The 17,867-nt window shown below is 45.0% G+C and carries 16 protein-coding genes; all 16 read left to right on the top strand.

Going from position 1 to position 17,867, the window contains the following annotated elements; all coding sequences use genetic code 11:
* The first annotated feature begins 14 nt into the window (after positions 1–14).
* The 16 genes from ACZZZI_RS07345 to arsB all read left to right on the top strand — a co-directional run bounded on the left by ACZZZI_RS07345 (position 15) and on the right by arsB (position 17,846).
* The gene (locus ACZZZI_RS07345) at positions 15–1,289 is read left to right on the top strand and encodes an efflux RND transporter permease subunit (RefSeq protein WP_039474443.1); all 1,275 of its coding nucleotides are present in this window, start codon (positions 15–17) and stop codon (positions 1,287–1,289) included.
* Positions 1,286–3,178 carry an efflux RND transporter permease subunit gene (locus ACZZZI_RS07340; RefSeq protein ID WP_039474440.1) on the top strand — a complete coding sequence of 631 codons (1,893 nt, stop codon included), beginning with the start codon at positions 1,286–1,288 and terminating at the stop codon, positions 3,176–3,178. Before ACZZZI_RS07345 ends, ACZZZI_RS07340 begins: the two co-directional genes overlap by 4 nt.
* A gap of 4 nt (positions 3,179–3,182) precedes the next feature.
* Complete coding sequence (locus ACZZZI_RS07335) at positions 3,183–4,418, top strand: TolC family protein (RefSeq protein WP_463489045.1); 1,236 nt, start codon at positions 3,183–3,185, stop codon at positions 4,416–4,418.
* Positions 4,393–5,661, top strand: a complete 1,269-nt coding sequence (locus tag ACZZZI_RS07330; RefSeq protein WP_039474437.1) for an efflux RND transporter periplasmic adaptor subunit — start codon at positions 4,393–4,395, stop codon at positions 5,659–5,661. Before ACZZZI_RS07335 ends, ACZZZI_RS07330 begins: the two co-directional genes overlap by 26 nt.
* Positions 5,654–6,868 (top strand): efflux RND transporter periplasmic adaptor subunit, encoded by a 1,215-nt coding sequence (locus ACZZZI_RS07325; protein ID WP_052266075.1) that lies wholly within the window; start codon positions 5,654–5,656, stop codon positions 6,866–6,868. Before ACZZZI_RS07330 ends, ACZZZI_RS07325 begins: the two co-directional genes overlap by 8 nt.
* Before the next feature lie 286 nt (positions 6,869–7,154).
* The gene (locus ACZZZI_RS07320) at positions 7,155–7,592 is read left to right on the top strand and encodes a hypothetical protein (RefSeq protein ID WP_131538574.1); all 438 of its coding nucleotides are present in this window, start codon (positions 7,155–7,157) and stop codon (positions 7,590–7,592) included.
* 108 nt (positions 7,593–7,700) lie between these two features.
* On the top strand, positions 7,701–8,189 hold the full coding sequence (locus ACZZZI_RS07315) for a DUF3347 domain-containing protein (RefSeq protein WP_039474432.1): 489 nt from the start codon (positions 7,701–7,703) through the stop codon (positions 8,187–8,189).
* Between the two features lie 115 nt (positions 8,190–8,304).
* Positions 8,305–8,877 (top strand): DUF3347 domain-containing protein, encoded by a 573-nt coding sequence (locus tag ACZZZI_RS07310; protein ID WP_231491311.1) that lies wholly within the window; start codon positions 8,305–8,307, stop codon positions 8,875–8,877.
* Between the two features lie 7 nt (positions 8,878–8,884).
* Positions 8,885–9,361: a heme-binding domain-containing protein gene (locus ACZZZI_RS07305; RefSeq protein ID WP_463489044.1), complete on the top strand. Its 477-nt coding sequence runs from the start codon at positions 8,885–8,887 to the stop codon at positions 9,359–9,361.
* Between the two features lie 12 nt (positions 9,362–9,373).
* Positions 9,374–12,157 (top strand): multicopper oxidase domain-containing protein, encoded by a 2,784-nt coding sequence (locus tag ACZZZI_RS07300; RefSeq protein ID WP_082018555.1) that lies wholly within the window; start codon positions 9,374–9,376, stop codon positions 12,155–12,157.
* 12 nt (positions 12,158–12,169) lie between these two features.
* A complete protein-coding gene (locus ACZZZI_RS07295) occupies positions 12,170–14,707 on the top strand; it encodes a heavy metal translocating P-type ATPase (protein ID WP_039474424.1) in 2,538 nt (845 codons plus the stop codon).
* A 195-nt stretch (positions 14,708–14,902) separates the two neighbouring features.
* Positions 14,903–15,232 (top strand): ArsR/SmtB family transcription factor, encoded by a 330-nt coding sequence (locus tag ACZZZI_RS07290; protein WP_039474421.1) that lies wholly within the window; start codon positions 14,903–14,905, stop codon positions 15,230–15,232.
* A gap of 38 nt (positions 15,233–15,270) precedes the next feature.
* Complete coding sequence (locus tag ACZZZI_RS07285; protein WP_463489043.1) at positions 15,271–15,840, top strand: DUF6428 family protein; 570 nt, start codon at positions 15,271–15,273, stop codon at positions 15,838–15,840.
* Between the two features lie 7 nt (positions 15,841–15,847).
* Positions 15,848–16,339, top strand: coding sequence for a GNAT family N-acetyltransferase (locus tag ACZZZI_RS07280; protein WP_039474415.1), 492 nt, complete (start codon positions 15,848–15,850; stop codon positions 16,337–16,339).
* A gap of 4 nt (positions 16,340–16,343) precedes the next feature.
* Complete coding sequence (locus ACZZZI_RS07275) at positions 16,344–16,763, top strand: arsenate reductase ArsC (protein ID WP_039474411.1); 420 nt, start codon at positions 16,344–16,346, stop codon at positions 16,761–16,763.
* A gap of 3 nt (positions 16,764–16,766) precedes the next feature.
* The gene (gene arsB, locus ACZZZI_RS07270) at positions 16,767–17,846 is read left to right on the top strand and encodes an ACR3 family arsenite efflux transporter (RefSeq protein ID WP_131538571.1); all 1,080 of its coding nucleotides are present in this window, start codon (positions 16,767–16,769) and stop codon (positions 17,844–17,846) included.
* Positions 17,847–17,867: the final 21 nt, after the last annotated feature.

Here is a 17,867-nt window from a genome sequence, read left to right as displayed (position 1 = left end):
CAATTATAATTAAGATGATCAATCAACTTATTTCCCTGTCCTTAAAGAACAGGTATATTGTCCTGCTGGTCGCAATAGCCTTATTTGCATGGGGCAGTTATGCCATCCGCGAAAACCCAATCGATGCCATACCCGATCTTTCGGAAAACCAGGTAATCGTTTTTACCGAATGGCAGGGCCGGAGTCCCCAGATCATGGAAGACCAGGTGACCTATCCCTTGGTGAGCAACCTTCAGGGCATTCCCAGGGTCAAGGCGGTCCGTGCTACATCCATGTTCGGGATGAGCTTTGTTTATATTGTTTTTGATGATAAGGTAGATGTCTACTGGGCACGGAGCCGTGTGCTTGAACGGCTAAACTATGCACAACGTTTATTGCCTGAAGGTATTACGCCAACACTTGGCCCTGATGGAACTGGGGTTGGGCATGTGCTTTGGTATACCCTTGATGCGAGGGGCATAGATCTTGGCGAGCAGCGCGCACTCCAGGACTGGTATATCAAGCTCGGCCTGCAGACGGTTCCCGGCGTAAGTGAAATCGCTTCCTTCGGAGGGTTTGAAAAACAGTACCAGATCAATATTGACCCACATAAACTCAATTACTATAACATTCCTTTATCCCAGGTACTTAAGGCCGTCAAGAGCAACAACAACGATGTCGGTGGCCGCAAGTTTGAAATGAACGGAACCGGCTACATTGTCCGTGGCCTCGGTTATATCAAAAGCCTGAAGGATGTTGAGGATATCTCGATCGGCACGATAAAAAGTGTTCCTGTCAGGGTACGCGATATTGCCACCGTTCAGATGGGCGGAGACCTGCGCCTGGGCATCTTTGATGAGAACGGCACAGGTGAGGCCGTTGGGGGGATCGTGGTGATGCGTTATGGCGAAAACGCAGACCAGGTTATCCACGCGGTCAAGGACAAGATGAAGGAGATCGAGCGCGGACTGCCTTCAGGTGTAAAGTTTAAGATTGCTTACGACAGGAGTGAACTGATCGAAAGCGCCATCAGCTCGGTAAAGCATACACTGATCGAGGAGATGATCACCGTATCCATTATTGTCATCCTGTTTCTGTTCAGTTGGAGAAGTGCCCTGAGCATCATCATCCAGATACCCATTACCATCGCAGCAAGCTTTATCCTACTCAATGCATTTGGCATCAGCTCCAACATTATGTCCCTGACCGGTATTGCACTTGCCATAGGCGTTATTGTAGACAACGGCATTGTCATGGTCGAAAATTCACACCGCAACCTATCCATTGCACAAGAAGAAGAAACGTTATGACCACATCCGAAAGAATCAAAATTATAGAAGCCTCCTGCAAACAGGTTGGCCGGGGTGTCTTTTTCTCAACCCTGATCATTGTCGCTTCTTTTCTGCCGGTATTTTTGCTCGAAGGGCAGGAAGGCAAGCTGTTTGGCCCGCTGGCATGGACAAAGACATTTATACTGGCCATAGATGCTGTTCTGGCAGTAACACTGGCACCCGTGCTGATCTCGTTTTTTCTAAAGGGAAAGCTAAGGACTGACGCGCATAACCCATTGAACCGAACCCTTGAAAAAATCTATCAGCCCATCCTCAGCTGGTGCATGAAATGGAGGAAGACAACAATCGGGATCAATATCATTGCACTTCTGATCAGTGTCCCATTGCTGCTCAGTCTGGGCAGTGAATTTATGCCCCCGCTTGACGAAGGATCGATCCTGTTTATGCCGGTAACCCTGCCCGATATTTCCAATTCGCAGGCCAAACAGTTATTGCAGGTACAGGACAGGATCATTAAAAGTGTACCCGAAGTCAAAAATGTACTGGGCAAAGCCGGCAGGGCAAATACAGCCACGGATAATTCTCCAATCAGTATGGTAGAAACGATTGTTCTTCTAAAGCCCAGGAGCGAATGGCGCAAGGGCATTAAAAAAGAAGACATCATAAATGAACTCAATGCGAAGCTTCAGATCCCCGGGGTGGTAAACGGATGGACCCAACCGATCATCAACCGCATCAATATGCTCTCTACCGGTATCCGTACCGACGTAGGTTTAAAAGTTTATGGGCAGAACCTGGATACCCTCTACGCTTTATCCGGCAGGATGAAGCAGGCACTACAGGGACTGAACGGGGTCAAGGATCTATATGTGGATCCGATTACCGGCGGGCGCTACTTGGATATACAGGTTGATAAGGAAGCAATAGGAAGATATGGACTCAGTGTAGACGATGTAAACCAGGTGGTAGAAAGTGCCCTGGGCGGCATGAACGTTACGCCAACCATTGAGGGCCGGAGGCGCTTCAGCGTAAACCTAAGGCTGGCACAGGATTATCGGAGCAGCCTGGATGAGATCAGGCGCACACTGGTGCAGACCCCATCATTCGGGCCTGTCCCGCTATCTTCGGTTGCCCATATTACCATCAGTGACGGGCCGGCGATGATCCAGTCAGAAAACGCACTGCTGCGCGGAACGGTACTCTTTAATGTACGTGGCCGTGATCTGGGCAGTACAGTCAAAGAAGCGCAGGATAAACTGAACGGTATGGCGAAAACCCTGCCCAAGGGATATTTTATAGAATGGAGCGGACAGTACGAGAACCTGATCCGTGCCGAACGTACGTTGAAGCTCGTTATGCCCATTGTGCTGCTGATCATTTTCGCCTGCCTGTATTTTGCTTTTCATTCGATAAGGGAAGCCTTCTTCAGTCTTATCTCTATCCCCTTTGCCCTGATCGGCGGGGCATATATGGTTTATTTTTTTGGTGTGCATTTATCTGTTGCTGTTGCAGTAGGTTTTATTGCCCTGTTCGGTATTGCCGTTGAAACGGGGATCGTGATGGTCATATACCTCAATGATGCCATGCAGCGGCTGGTCGCGGAGAAAGGTAATTCCAGCGAAACAATCAGTAAAGAAGACCTGCGGACCTATGTGATGAACGGCGCGGTAAAGCGGCTGCGCCCAAAACTGATGACTGTCTGCGTCGCCCTATTTGGTCTGGTTCCGGTATTATGGGCTACAGGGACAGGAAGTGACGTGATGCTGCCGATCGTGCTTCCCATGATTGGCGGTGTATTAACCTCTTCAACGCATATACTCCTTGTTACCCCACTCATTTTTCTAATGGTCAAAGAGCACGAACTCAGGAAGTATGGCAAACTGGAAGTGCTGGACGTAAAAGAATAAAGCCATGAAAATAAATCATCGAATAATATACGGCCTATTGTTGTGTACCCTTAGCTTAACGGTTAAGGCACAGCAGGAATACCTATCATTGGACAGCGTGCTGGCAAGGGTTGCGGCCAACCCCTTATTGCGGACTTACGACGCGCAGATCAATGCGCAGAATGCCTACGCGGGCTCTGCCAGAAGCCTGGATGCCCCAAAGCTGAGCGCAGGACAGTACCAGACGCCTTATCAGCTTAAGCCCGATGGCGGTTCCTTTATGGTTACTGCCGATCAGATGTTCACCAACCCGGCCAAGCTCCGTGCAAAGGAAAACTACATGAAAAGCATATCCAGGGTTACCGCCGAAGAAAAGAAATACATGAACAACCAGTTGAACGCACAGGCCAAACAATATTATTTTGAGCGGGCAATCCTGGAAAAGAAACTGGCACTTTTGGATAACACCAGTGGCTTACTGGAATACATGTTAAAGGCTTCCAATATCCGGCTTACCTATGGAAAGGAAAAACTGGATAATATCTATAAGACCAAAGCTGAACTGTTTCAACTGGACAATAGCCGGGAAGAAATTAAAAGTGAAATCAAACAGAAAAATATCCTGCTCAATACACTGATGAACCGGGACAAGGGGCAGGATTTTATGGTAGACACGAGTCTTGTGGTCAGGGATTATGCGGCTACAGTGACCGATACGGCTACACTTGCATCGGTACGGAGCGATATCAGGGGGATTGATCGCAGTATAGAACTGCAACAGCTTAATGCCAAAGTAGAATACAGTAAACGTAAACCCGACTTCGGGCTGCAGGCGGGACATATGTTCAGTTATGGCGGGATGCCCAACCAGTACATTTTAATGGGTTCAATCACCATCCCAATTGCACCCTGGTCTTCCAAGAGCTATAAAGCAAACCTGAAGGGCAATCAATACGAAATAGATCAGCAGCGCGAACGCAAGATCTCGCTCCTCAACCAGGCAGAAGGAGAGCTGGCTGGACTGAAGGCTGCATGGACAGGTAAATCCAGGCAGTTGAAAAACTACCGGCAGAACATTATTCCCGCCCTACAGAACAGTTATAAAACATCGCTCCTCGTCTATGAACAGAATACCGGTGAACTGCTGCCAGTACTGGAAAGCATAAAAAGTCTGCAGACAGCAAGGATAGATGCTTTAGAACGGTTAGGGGAAATATTATTAATACAGGTAGCTTATGAAAAAGAAAATGAAATGCATTAAGATCATATTACCGGTCATTCTTTTTGGTATGTTGCTGATCGCCGCCTGTTCCAATCCTAACCAGGCACCGGTCGGGTCTCAATCCAAAACCGCTGTACAATATACCTGCCCGATGCATCCACAGGTACTGGAGGATCATCCTGGTAATTGTCCGATCTGTGGGATGACACTGGTAAAAAAAGCAGGTCAGGCAAGCGAGGGTTCGGGCATCAGCTTAAAAACAGTTTTGGAGCCTGTTAACAGTACGGTGATCTCCTCGGTGGCTTTTGCCTTGCCCCAAGAAAAAGAAGTGGCCACGCAGGTCTCCGCAGAAGGTTATCTGGATTTTGATACCCGGACATTTAACAATATCGCCTCGCGTTTTTCCGGACGCATCGAAAAGGTGTACATCAAATTTGCCTTTCAGAAGATCCATCCGGGACAGCGCATCTTTGATATATACAGTGCAGATATGGTAACCGCTCAACAGGACCTGATCTATATCGCAAAGAATTCTTCAGGCGAAACCGAGTTGCTCAGGGCTGCTAAGCAAAAACTATTGCTGCTTGGAATGACAGCTGTCCAGGTTGAGCAGGTAGTCAGAACGGGCAAAGCATTTTATAGCTTACCAGTATACAGTGCCTACGAAGGGCATGTCCATGATGCTGCACATAGCCAGATGGCTGGGGCAGTGGGTTCAGACCAAGGCCCTGATTTCAGTCGTAACATGCCCCTTGCTATAAAAGAGGGGATATATGTAGAAAAAGGACAGACTTTGTTCAATGTTGTTGACCCCCATAGGCTGTGGGCCATTATCAAGATTGACAGAAATTCACTGGCCAGCTTACAGTTAAATCAACCGGTTAAGATTACACTACCCGATCTGCCAGGTAAAACGCTATATGGGAAAGTAGATTTTATTGAACCTACCCTTCAGCAAGGTGACAAAACAGTTAGCGTCAGGGTTTATCTGGACAATATGGAACATCAGCTGAAGGTAAACAGTTTAATCAATGCCTCGATAGGGACGGGAAAATCCAAAGGGCTTTGGATACCGAGGTCTGCTCTGCAGGATCTTGGGCAGACAAAAATAATCTGGTTAAAAAAAGGCGGCTCATACTATGCACATAGCGTAAATATTGGGACTTTCAATGGGAACGAAATACAGATAACAAGAGGCCTTTCCGCAACCGATACGCTGGCAGTAGATGCAGGGTATTTAACAGACAGCGAGAGTTTCATCAAAACAAAGGGTCATGAATAATATAAAAAGAATTAACCTGAAAAGGATCTGTGTCTTGCTGTTTGTGGTGCTTTCAGTAAGTATATTCAACAGCTGTAAACAAAAAGTACAGCCGGTGGTAAAAGTAAAAAGCAAATTTTACTATACCTGTTCGATGCATCCACAGATACATGAAGACCATCCGGGCAACTGTCCGATCTGTGGTATGAAGCTGATCAAAGTTGAGCTTACTGGTTCAGGGAATTCAGCCACGGAAAAAATAACATTAACCGCAAGTCAGATCCAGTTAGCCGGAATAATGGTTGATACAGTAAGGAAAGAAAATACAGGGGGTGAAAAACTGCTGACCGGAACTGTTGTTACAGATGAAAGTAGGGCAGAAGAGATCAGTGCAAGAATAGCCGGACGGATACAGCGTTTATTTGTTAGGTCTGTAGGAGAGAAAATAACAATTGGTCAGGCAGTGTATTCCATTTATAGTGAAGACCTCTTATCGGCCGAAAAAGAATACCTTTTGGCAAGACAGCAACAGAAAGTTTTAAATAATCCCGATGTAGATTATGAGGCCCTGATCAAGACAGTAGAGCACAAATTATTATTGTGGGGGCTGAACACCGCCCAGATCAAAAGCCTTTCTTCTTTATCCAAAGCATCGGCAACAGCTACCATATACAGTAAGGTCAATGGAACGGTAAGTGATATAGCGGTCCATGAAGGTGACTATGTAACCGAAGGGATGGCTATATTAAAAACCCAAGGGTTGAACAGTCTATGGATAGAGGCGCAGTTATATGCCAGCGAAAGCGGAAACTATAAGGAAAATGACATGGTGAATGTCTCTTTTCCAGACCTGAACGGACAGGTTATTAAAGGTAAGGTCGGATTTTTAAATCCTGAACTATCAGATGAATCTAAGGTTGTGCTCATCCGGATCGCAGTTCCAAATACGCAAGGGCTGATCAGGCCGGGGATGTTGGCATACATTTCCATTGATAATGGAAAACAGAATGCTGTTGCTGTGCCCAGATCTTCAATACTCGCAGGAGGTAAAGGCAATAAGGTATGGATCAAAAATAGTGATGGAAGTTTTTCTGGAAGAAAGGTCAGTACCGGAGCAGGGAACGAGGGTTATGTGCAGGTATTGTCCGGCATTTCACCAGGTGAAATAGTGGTCACAACTGGAGCCTACCTGTTGGAGAGTGAATCGATATTTAAAAATGGAGGGTAAGGTTATGATTTGGTGCGTCATATGTTATGGATAAATACCCATGGTAAGTAAAATTTGGCATAGTATGTAACTTGATTGCGCTAAATACTGTCTGGACTTTGTAGAAAAGCAAATCCAGCATTTGACAGGTCGGAGTCGGCGAAACGAAATTACTTTTCGAGGGGCCGAAAAATATTGAAACAAGTTCAATGTCAGAAATTTGAGGTGATTTTCTAATATAATTATATAAAAGATATGGAAAATTATATAAATTTAATTTCGCATCTTTATATAGATTTGTAGTCTGATGAAAACCAAAGCCATCTTTCTTTTAGTGATTTTTCTGCTCAACACTGTTGTTGGCTTTGCCTGTGCAGTTGGAATGGAAAGAGATAATCATGGAGAAAGTGATGTACATGTTTCCTCTAAAAAGAATAATCACAAACATGATCATCAGCATAAAGGGGCACATGTGCATAAACACAGCGCTTCAAATGGACCGAATCTTTCAAAAGAAGAACCCTGTTGCAAGACTCTGGTCAACGACCTTGTGGTTCAGGGGAAGCTTGTTCCCCAAAGCGTTAAAAACCAGGTTATCCTACCTGTTCTATTGCTTCCAGATTATCATTACAATTTTTTAATTCCTTCTGTCAAACTGGTTCTCAAAAAGAGTGTTTACGCCGGACAGCGGGAGCGGCCACCCAATAGGGACATCCGGATAACCATCAATAGCTTTCAGATATAAGATTTCACCACGAATTACCAATAGAGCCCGTGTTACATTGACATGGTGCCTGACTTTCGCGCGGACAAAACTCCTGCGGAAATAGCGTAAACATTTAATCTTAAAATCATGAAAAAAATATTTCTTCTGGTTGTCCTATTGGCAATCGTTTTCACTGGCCGCGTCATTGCGCAAAATAGCCAGACACAGTCACTTTTAACTTCTTATTACGATATCAAAAATGCATTGATAAATGCAGATGCGACAGTCGCCGCCTCAAAAGCCGCTGAGTTTTCCAAAGAGTTGGTCAATATGGACATGAAATCAATGGCAGAAGCCGATATGAATATATTTATGGGTTTGAAGGATAAGCTTGCCTTTGATGCCAAACACATATTGGAGAGTAAGGATATTGCCCATCAGAGAGAACATTTCGCAACTTTTTCTGCCAATCTTTTTAAACTGGCGAAAGCGGTTAAACTCACCAAAGCGCCTGTTTATTATGCCTACTGTCCGATGAAAAAGAGCTATTGGCTTTCTGATAACGCTGGCATCAAAAACCCTTATTTCGGTAAGCAGATGCTGACCTGTGGTGCAGTAAAAGAGACTATCAAATAATTCATATTGTTATTGAACGGACATTTAGCATTGAGATGTTTTGGTCCGTTCAATATAGCTGTGCATATATTCTACATACAGCTCGAAATAATTTATTCAAAATATATCAATAACAATGAAAACATTAATATATAGCCTTCTGGGCCCACTATTTTTCCTTGCCGCCTGTACAAATGGCAAAAATGAAAAGCAAGATTCTGCTGTAGCGGATTCCACGACCAAAAATGTTTCTAGGGAAACCAATAAGGTAAAAAAAAACCAAACGGCTGCGCTTTTATCCGGCTATCTGAAACTGAAAAATGCCCTTACCACGGACGATGATAAACAAGCTGCTGCCGCAGGCAGTGAAATAGTCGCAGGGTTCGCCAGTTTTGATGAAAAATCATTGACCTCGGAGCAGGCCAGGGCATATAGCGATATTCGGGATGATGCCAAGGAGCACGCAGAGCATATCGGTTCCAATGCAGGCAATATTGCCCATCAACGTGAGCATTTCGATATGCTGAGCAAAGACATGTACGACATGATCAAGCTCCTTGGCACTGACAAGCCCCTGTATGTTGACCGTTGTCCCATGTACAACAACAACAAGGGTGCGATGTGGGTGAGTGAGGTAAAGGAGATCAAAAACCCTTACCTTGGAAAAACGATGCCGACCTGTGGTACTGTTAAGGAAGAACTGAAATAGCACAAAAATGACGGGCATAAAGAAAATCTTTCTTGGGCTATTAGTTATCTTCCTGCTTATGCAGATCTTACAGCCTGCACGCAATAAAAGCGCGCAGGTTATGCCTCAGGATATATCCACACTTGTTCCTGTGCCTGATGATGTACAGGGGATACTTAAAAAATCATGTTATGACTGTCATAGCAACAACACAGAATATCCATGGTATGCCTATGTTCAGCCGCTTCACTGGTACCTTAACAGTCACATACGATCGGGAAAAGAGGAGCTAAACTTTAATGAATTCGCCGGCTATACCTTGCGAAGGCGTCAGAACAAACTTCGGGCCATAGAAAATAGCTTAAAAGATGGTACAATGCAGCTTTCTTCTTATATCATGATCCACAGAAATGCAATATTAGATCCGAGGGAAAAGTCGATACTCATAAAGTGGGTACAGGATTCAAGGGATAGTTTGACCAGAAAGAATCTCACTGCTCTTTAAATTAACAAAGAAATGAAAAATATATTAACAGTCTTTTTATTGATACTCTATTCTGTGGTTTCCGCCCAGGATATGAAGGGAATGAAAACGGACAAGAACGGCAGTGCTGGTCAGTCCAGGGTGATCTATACCTGTGTGATGCACCCGGAAATACAATCGGAAAAACCCGGGAACTGTCCAAAGTGCGGAATGAAGCTTATCCTGCAGAAAGGTAAAGCGGATAAGGCAAAGACAGCTGATCTACTCAATAAGAAACAGGAAGCAAAAAAGGGGGCTATGGAAGTCATGAAAATGCCGGCAGAAAAATTGGAAAGTAAGCCGAAACCAGAATCAGTAACCTATACCTGCCCAATGCACCCCGAGATCCATGATTCCAAACCTGGCAACTGTCCCAAATGTGGGATGAAGCTTGTTAAGGAAAAGCCCAAGGCTAACCCTGAGAAGAATGGGGAAATAAAGGAAAGTTCCAAAAAGAGTGAGGATATGGGTGATATGGCGGGCATGGCAATGGATGATAACGGTTCTGACATGGAAAATATCAAAACTGCAAAGGCTAATTTGGGCCCGATTAGAACCGTTTCGAATAAATTTCCGCCACGCACCGTGCGTTATGATCTTTACATAGCCGATACAACGGTAACTTATGGAAAAAAATCAAAGCGGGCAATTGCGGTAAACGGACAGATTCCTATGCCGACACTGACCTTTACGCAAGGCGATACCGCACTGATCTACGTGCATAATAATCTTGACGAGGAAACCGCACTGCACTGGCACGGACTTTTTCTTCCGAACAAGATGGACGGTGTTCCTTTTCTGACCCAAATGCCGATCAAACCGCACGCTACTTACATCTATAAGTTCCCCATCGTCCAGCATGGAACGCACTGGTACCACAGCCATAGCGGCCTTCAGGAACAGATAGGTATGTATGGGGCATTTATAATGAACAAACGTACGGAGTGGGATATTCCAACCCTTCCAGTAGTCATTAGCGAATGGACAGATATGAAGCCCGAGGAGGTTCATAGAAGCCTGAAAAATGCCAACGACTGGTTTGCAATCAAAAAAGGGACTACCCAGAGTTATGCAGAAGCGATCAGGACCGGACATTTTAAAACAAAGGTAGCCAATGAATGGAAGCGCATGAATGCCATGGATGTGAGCGATGTGTATTATGAAGCCTTTCTCATCAATGGGAAAAATCAGAACGAACAGCCGCAGTTCAAGGCTGGGGACAAGGTAAGGCTGCGTATTGCAAATGGGGGTGCCTCAGATTATTTCTGGCTTAAATATGCAGGGGGCAAGATTACCGTTGTGGCGACTGATGGAAATGATGTGGAGCCTGTAGAGGTCGACAGGCTGATTATAGCGGTTTCCGAAACCTATGATGTAGTGGTCACGATTCCGGAAAATAAGAGCTATGAATTTTTGGTCACTCCTGAAGACCGTACGGGATCAGCATCGCTATGGCTGGGCAAGGGAGAAAAGGTGCATGCAGAGAAAATGCCCAAACTGAAATATTTTGCCGGAATGAAGATGATGAACGATATGATGGATATGAGCGGCAATATGGTACAGATGGAAGGCATGAAGATGCAGAACCAGCTTATGGATATGAATACGGTGATGTACCCGGAGGTAACCGGCGAAGAAAATCCGAAAACAGAGAAAAAAATGAAAGGGATGCCGGGTATGCAGATGTCTGTTGACAAGACCATGGCAGGGATGAATATGGAGGCAGAAACCGCCGATATCGTTACTCTGAACTATAATATGCTTCGAGATCCAAAGAAAACAACCCTGCCAAAAGGCCCATGGAAGGAACTCAAGTTTGACCTTACGGGAAATATGAACCGTTACGTCTGGACGCTGGATAACAAAACTGTTTCTGAAAGCGATAAGATACTGATAAAAAAGGGCGAAAATGTTAGGATAATCCTTTACAACAACAGTATGATGCGCCATCCTATGCACCTTCACGGCCATGACTTCAGGGTAATTAACCGGCAGGGAGAATATGCCCCAATGAAGAACATTATCGACATCATGCCCATGGAGCGGGATACCCTTGAATTTGCAGCAACAGAGCCAGGAGGCGACTGGTTCTTCCACTGCCATATTCTCTACCATATGATGAGCGGTATGGGAAGGGTATTCAGTTATGAGAATTCTCCGCCTAATCCCGAAATTCCGGACCCCAAGCTGGCACAGCGAAAACTTTTCAGTGATGACAGGGCATTTCATCCAATGGCACGGGTTGGGATTGAAACAAACGGAAGTGATGGTGAGTTTATGCTCGCCAATACCCGTTACCGCTTTACCACTGAATGGCGGATTGGGTTTGACAAGGAAATGGGCTATGAAAGTGAAAGTCATTTTGGAAGATATATCGGGCGAAACCAATGGCTATTGCCCTATGTCGGATGGGATTTTAGAAAAAGAACGGTTGATCCCTTGGACAAGAATGTTTTCGGGCAATCACTTTCGCCGGGAAACAATCTTTTCGGGCAGGGAAATACCAAAAATTTCAGGCAGGTATTTCATTTGGGAGTTCAATATACCCTACCGCTGTTGATCGTTGCAGATGCTTCCCTCGATCACAAGGGGAATGTCAGGTTTCAGCTGATGAGGGAAGATATCCCTGTTTCCAAAAGACTGCGCTTCCAGTTTATGGTCAATACCGATAAGGAATATATGGCCGGATTCAGGTACATCGTTACGAAGTACTTTGGGCTTTCAACACATTACGACAGTGATATGGGCTATGGCGCCGGATTGACATTAAGCTACTAACAAATCAAAAACATGGAACACACCTATAAAATAACCGGAATGAGCTGTCAGGGCTGTCGGAGCAAAGTTGAAAATGTGCTGAATGCGATTGATGGCGTTTCTGCACAGGTAACCCTTGAACCTGCTGAAGCCGTCATAACTATGCAAGAACATATCCCCATAGAAAAGCTGCAGGAGGCTCTTTCTGCCGCCGGACATTATGGTATTGAAATGGCAGTTCAGGGAAAACATGTTCTAAATTCGTCAGAACATCATAATCAGGATCATTCAGCCAATGAGCAAAGTCCCGCGGCTCAAAATGATGATAAAAATGAAGAGGGAGGCCTGTTTTATTGTCCTATGCACTGTGAAAGTCAGAAGACTTATGATAAGCCAGGTCACTGCCCTGTATGCGGGATGGACCTGGTAAAACAGCCTGCCAAGAAACAGGCATCTCAATTTACCTGCCCCATGCATCCCGAGATTATCAGGGACAAATCAGGATCATGTCCGCTCTGCGGAATGGACCTGGTGCCTACTGGGACAAACCTTGAAGAAGAAGATAAAACTTATGAAACCCTGCTCAAAAAGTTCAAGATAGCAGCAGGTTTTACCATACCCATTTTTGTTATAGCCATGACTGAAATGATTCCAAATAATCCATTGTTTGATCTATTGGAACTTAAATACTGGAATTGGGTTCAGTTTTTTCTTTCTATTCCGGTGGTCTTTTATGCAACCTGGATGTTCTTTCAGCGGGCATGGCAATCTATAATAACCTGGAAACTGAACATGTTTACACTGATTGGGATTGGTGCCGGGGTTGCCTGGGGCTTCAGTATTGTTGCCCTTCTATTCCCCGGAGTTTTTCCTGATCAGTTTAAAACACATCATGGCACCGTTTTCGTTTATTTTGAGGCGGCAACCGTGATTCTTACGCTGGTACTGCTCGGTCAGCTTTTGGAAGCCCGGGCGCATGGCAAAACCAACAGCGCCATTAAGGAGCTGTTGAAGCTGGCCCCTAATTCAGCAACAAAAGTGGTTGGGGACAAGGAAATATCAGTATCTATTGATGATATTCAGAAAGGAGATCTGCTGAGGGTCAAGCCTGGTGACAAAATTGCGGTGGATGGTAGTATTAAGACCGGGGAAGCTATAATTGATGAATCAATGATCACAGGAGAACCCGTTCCTGTTGAGAAAAAAATAGGCGACAAGGTAAGTTCAGGCACCATCAACGGCAATAAGACTTTTGTGATGCTTGCCGAAAAAGTGGGCTCAGAAACACTGCTGTCACAGATCATCGAAATGGTCAATTCCGCCAGCCGCTCAAAAGCGCCCATCCAAAAGATGGCGGATAAAATCTCAGGTTATTTCGTGCCTGTTGTGGTATTGATTTCCATCGCAACGTTCGTGGTGTGGGCAGTATACGGCCCCGATCCAGCCTACGTTTATGCTTTTGTAAATGCAATCGCGGTATTGATTATTGCATGTCCATGTGCGCTGGGCCTGGCTACCCCAATGTCCGTAATGGTGGGAGTAGGGAAGGGCGCCCAGTCTGGGATACTGATCAAAAATGCGGAATCCCTTGAGAAAATGAATGCGATTGATGTAGCGGTCATCGACAAGACGGGTACGGTTACAGAAGGTAAACCTTCGGTAGAAAAGGTGGTCAGTGTAAATCCAGATTTTTCTCAGAAGAATATACTCGAAAAAATTGTGGCTTTGAACAGCAGCAGCGAACATCCATTGGCTCAGGCAACTTTGCGTTATGGGGAGGAAAACGAAATATCCGTTAAGGCTATATCTGACTTTGAGGCCGTTACCGGGAAGGGAGTAACAGGCAGTCTGAATGGGGAAAGACTGGCTTTGGGGAACCAAAAACTGATGGAGCATGTTAAAGCGGTGATTGATCCAAGTCTGGCCGAGCAGGTTAGTGCCGCTCAAAGGCAGGGTAAAACAGTTTCTTATTTGGCGGTTGAAAATCAGGCAGTGGGGTTTGTCGTGATTTCGGATAAGATCAAGCCTTCCAGCGCAGCTGCGATTCTAAAGCTCCAGCAGGAAGGCATCAAGGTGATTATGTTTACCGGAGACAATGAGGATACAGCGAGGGCAGTAAGCTCAACTTTAAATCTGGATGGTTTCAAAGCTCAGATGTTACCGGAAGATAAGCTGAATGAAATAAAAAAACTACAGGCCCAAGGCAAAAAGGTAGCCATGGCAGGTGACGGCATCAATGATGCCCCTGCACTTTCCCAGGCTGATATCGGGATTGCGATGGGCACGGGAACGGATGTAGCGATCCAGAGCGCCGCGATTACATTGGTGAAGGGAGATTTAAACGGGATCGCAAAAGCAAGGTTGTTAAGCCATAACGTTATGGCAAATATCAAAGGAAACCTGTTTTTTGCCCTGGGATACAATATATTGGGCATTCCGATAGCGGCAGGTATTTTATATCCGTTTTTTGGAATTTTACTTTCTCCAATGATCGCTGCACTCGCGATGAGCTTTAGCTCGGTTTCAGTTATATTAAATTCCCTGAGATTGAGAAATGCCAAAATCGACTGATATTTTTTAATTAAGAAATAAGGTAGATGCTGTTACCGATGGACGTTATTGAAGTACCTAATAGATCGCAGGCTTTGGTTTTTTCAAGCGGATGAAAACGTAAAATGCAGCTTTTTGATTTTCTAGTCAGCACAAATAAAAATCAAATTAATTTTGGGTTATTGATTTTATATCGTAATATTGCGATATAAAATTATGGGACTTACAAGATCAGAAATATTCACCGACGAGCAGAACCAGCTTTCCACACTGCTGAAAGCAATTGCGCATCCTGCCCGCATCGCCATCCTGCAAAGGATCCTTATATCCAATACCTGTATCTGCGGGGATCTGGTAGAGGAATTGGGCTTAGCACAGGCAACCATTTCGCAACACCTTAAAGAACTTAAAACAGCCGGGATCATTCAGGGAACGATCGAAGGCGTGAGTGTCTGCTATTGTATCAACCCTAAAACCTGGAAATTATTGGAAGAACAGTTGGGTACATTCTTTGGCTCGTACAAAGGCGAAACCAGCTGCTGCTAACCTTTTTTTATTTATATCAATCGTTAAATTGCAATATTATGAACAATGCAGAATTGACTAACTGGCAAACATTCAAAGCCACATTAGAACAACATCCAGAACTGATCCTTCAATTCCAGTATGCGGAAGGTAAGTGGGTAGACGCTTCATACCATATTACCGAAATCAAACAGGCACCGATCGTATCTGTGGATTGCGGAGGAAAAATGAATACCTGGACAGAAATTATCGTACAGCTTTGGGAGCCATCCGTACAGGAAAGCGAAAGGGCCATGCAGGTTAGCAAAGCGTTGTCGATTGTAAGTCTGGTAGAAAAATCTTTACCACTTAACCCCCTGGGAACCGTTAAGATAGAGTTTGGAAACTCACAGTTTGATACCAGACAGATGTATTCCGGCGAATTTTTGATCGATGGCGATAACCTGATCGTTAACCTGATCCCTGATTTTACGCAGTGCAAAGCAATCGGACGTGGGGGAAGTTGTGGAACAACAGAAACAGGGGAAGAATGCTGTGCACCAGCGGTGAAAGAAGAAAAACCAAAATTACAGATGGTAAACCTTGCTGGGGCGGGACAGACCTGTGAACCCGGTTCGGGCTGCTGCTAATCAGCGTATGGAAATTATAGAATTACTCCCCTTGCACTGGGAAGAGGTTAGAATTATTTATCTACAAGGTATCGCCACTAAGCAGGCTACCTTTCAGACCGATGCCCCGGCATGGGAAGAATGGGACAAAGGCCACCTGGCTGGTCTCCGCTATGTTGCTATCATTGATGGTAACGTGGCAGGCTGGGCAGCTTTAACCCCTGTTTCAGGCAGATGTGTCTATGCAGGGGTAACAGAAGTGAGCGTTTATATACATGAAGGCTATCGAGGTAAAGGGATAGGTGGGGCGCTATTGCAAAAGCTGGTTACCGAAAGTGAGGCCAGTAACATCTGGACGCTGCAATCAGGCATCTTTCCTGAAAATACGGGTAGTATCGCCCTGCACGAAAAGCTTGGTTTTAGAGAAATCGGTTATCGCGAAAAGATCGGCAAGATGGACGGGGTATGGCGGGATACAGTGCTGATGGAACGAAGAAGTAAAATAATAGGACAAGAATAAAAACATGAAAAAAATATTAGTACTCTGCACAGGAAACAGCTGTAGAAGCCAGTTGGCAGAAGGTTATTTAAGGCATTTTGCCGGAGATCAGGTGGAAATATACAGCGCAGGGATTGAAACACATGGCGTAAATCCAAAAGCTATCGCAGTCATGGCAGAAGATCATATCGATATTTCGGGACATACCTCGAACCATGTAGATGAATATGGCGGAATTGATTTTGATGCAGTAATCACTGTTTGCGATAATGCCAATGAAGCCTGTCCTTTCTTTCCGGGAAAAGTAGACCGTTTCCACAAGAATTTCCCTGACCCTGCAAAGGCTACAGGAACGCCAGAGGAAATGATGGACGAATTCAGAAGGGTACGTGAGCTGATCAAAGCCTATTCAGCAGATTTTGTAAACCAGTATATAAACAGATAAACCATGAGTGCAAACAATTGTGCCCCCGTTGAAGAACGAAAAAAACTGGGATTCCTTGACCGTTACCTGACCCTATGGATCTTTATCGCGATGGCGATAGGGGTTGGCATCGGCTATTTTATCCCATCATCTTCCGGTTTTATCAATTCCTTTTCCAGCGGTACAACCAACATCCCACTGGCCATCGGCCTGATCCTGATGATGTACCCGCCACTTGCCAAGGTAAAATATGAAAATATGGGCGAAGTGTTTAAGGATACCAAAGTGTTGAGCGTTTCCCTGGTGCTGAACTGGGTGGTCGGTCCGCTGTTGATGTTCTTTCTGGCCATTACTTTTTTAAGGGACTATCCTGAATATATGGTTGGCCTGATCCTGATCGGGCTAGCACGTTGTATCGCCATGGTGGTGGTATGGAACGAGCTGGCAGAAGGTAACCGCGAATATGCCGCTGGCCTGATCGCATTGAACAGCATCTTCCAGGTATTGTTATACAGCGTGTTTGCCTATATATTCATTACCGTATTGCCACCTTTCTTTGGCCTGAAAAGCCTTGAGGTAAATATAACCATTGGTGAGATCGCAAAAAGCGTGGGCATTTATTTAGGATTGCCATTTGCAATGGGTGTTATCAGCAGATATGCACTGATCAAACTCAAAGGTGAAGACTGGTTCCAGAACAGGTTTATCCCATTTATATCTCCTATAACCCTGATCGCTTTGCTGTTTACCATTGTCATTATGTTCAGCCTGAAAGGTAACCTGATCGTACAGATACCAATGGACGTGGTTCGTATTGCCATACCGCTGGTGATCTATTTCTCTATCATGTTCATCGTCAGCTTTTTTGCAGGCAGGTATTTCGGGGCAGATTATTCTAGAAGTACTTCCATTGCCTTTACTGCCACTGGTAACAATTTTGAACTGGCGATCGCCGTGGCCATTGGTGTGTTTGGAATCAATTCGGGACAGGCATTTGCCGGAGTAATCGGACCTTTGGTGGAAGTACCCGCATTGATTGCCTTGGTTAATCTGGCCTTCTGGTTCAGGAAAAAATATTATACCACAACAGAGGCTACTAACTAACAAACAATTCTAAACACCTTT

It is taken from the genome of Pedobacter sp. AC190 (assembly GCF_979258025.1).
The sequence above is the reverse complement of the archived record's forward strand: the minus strand, read 5'-3'. Positions and strand labels throughout refer to the sequence as shown.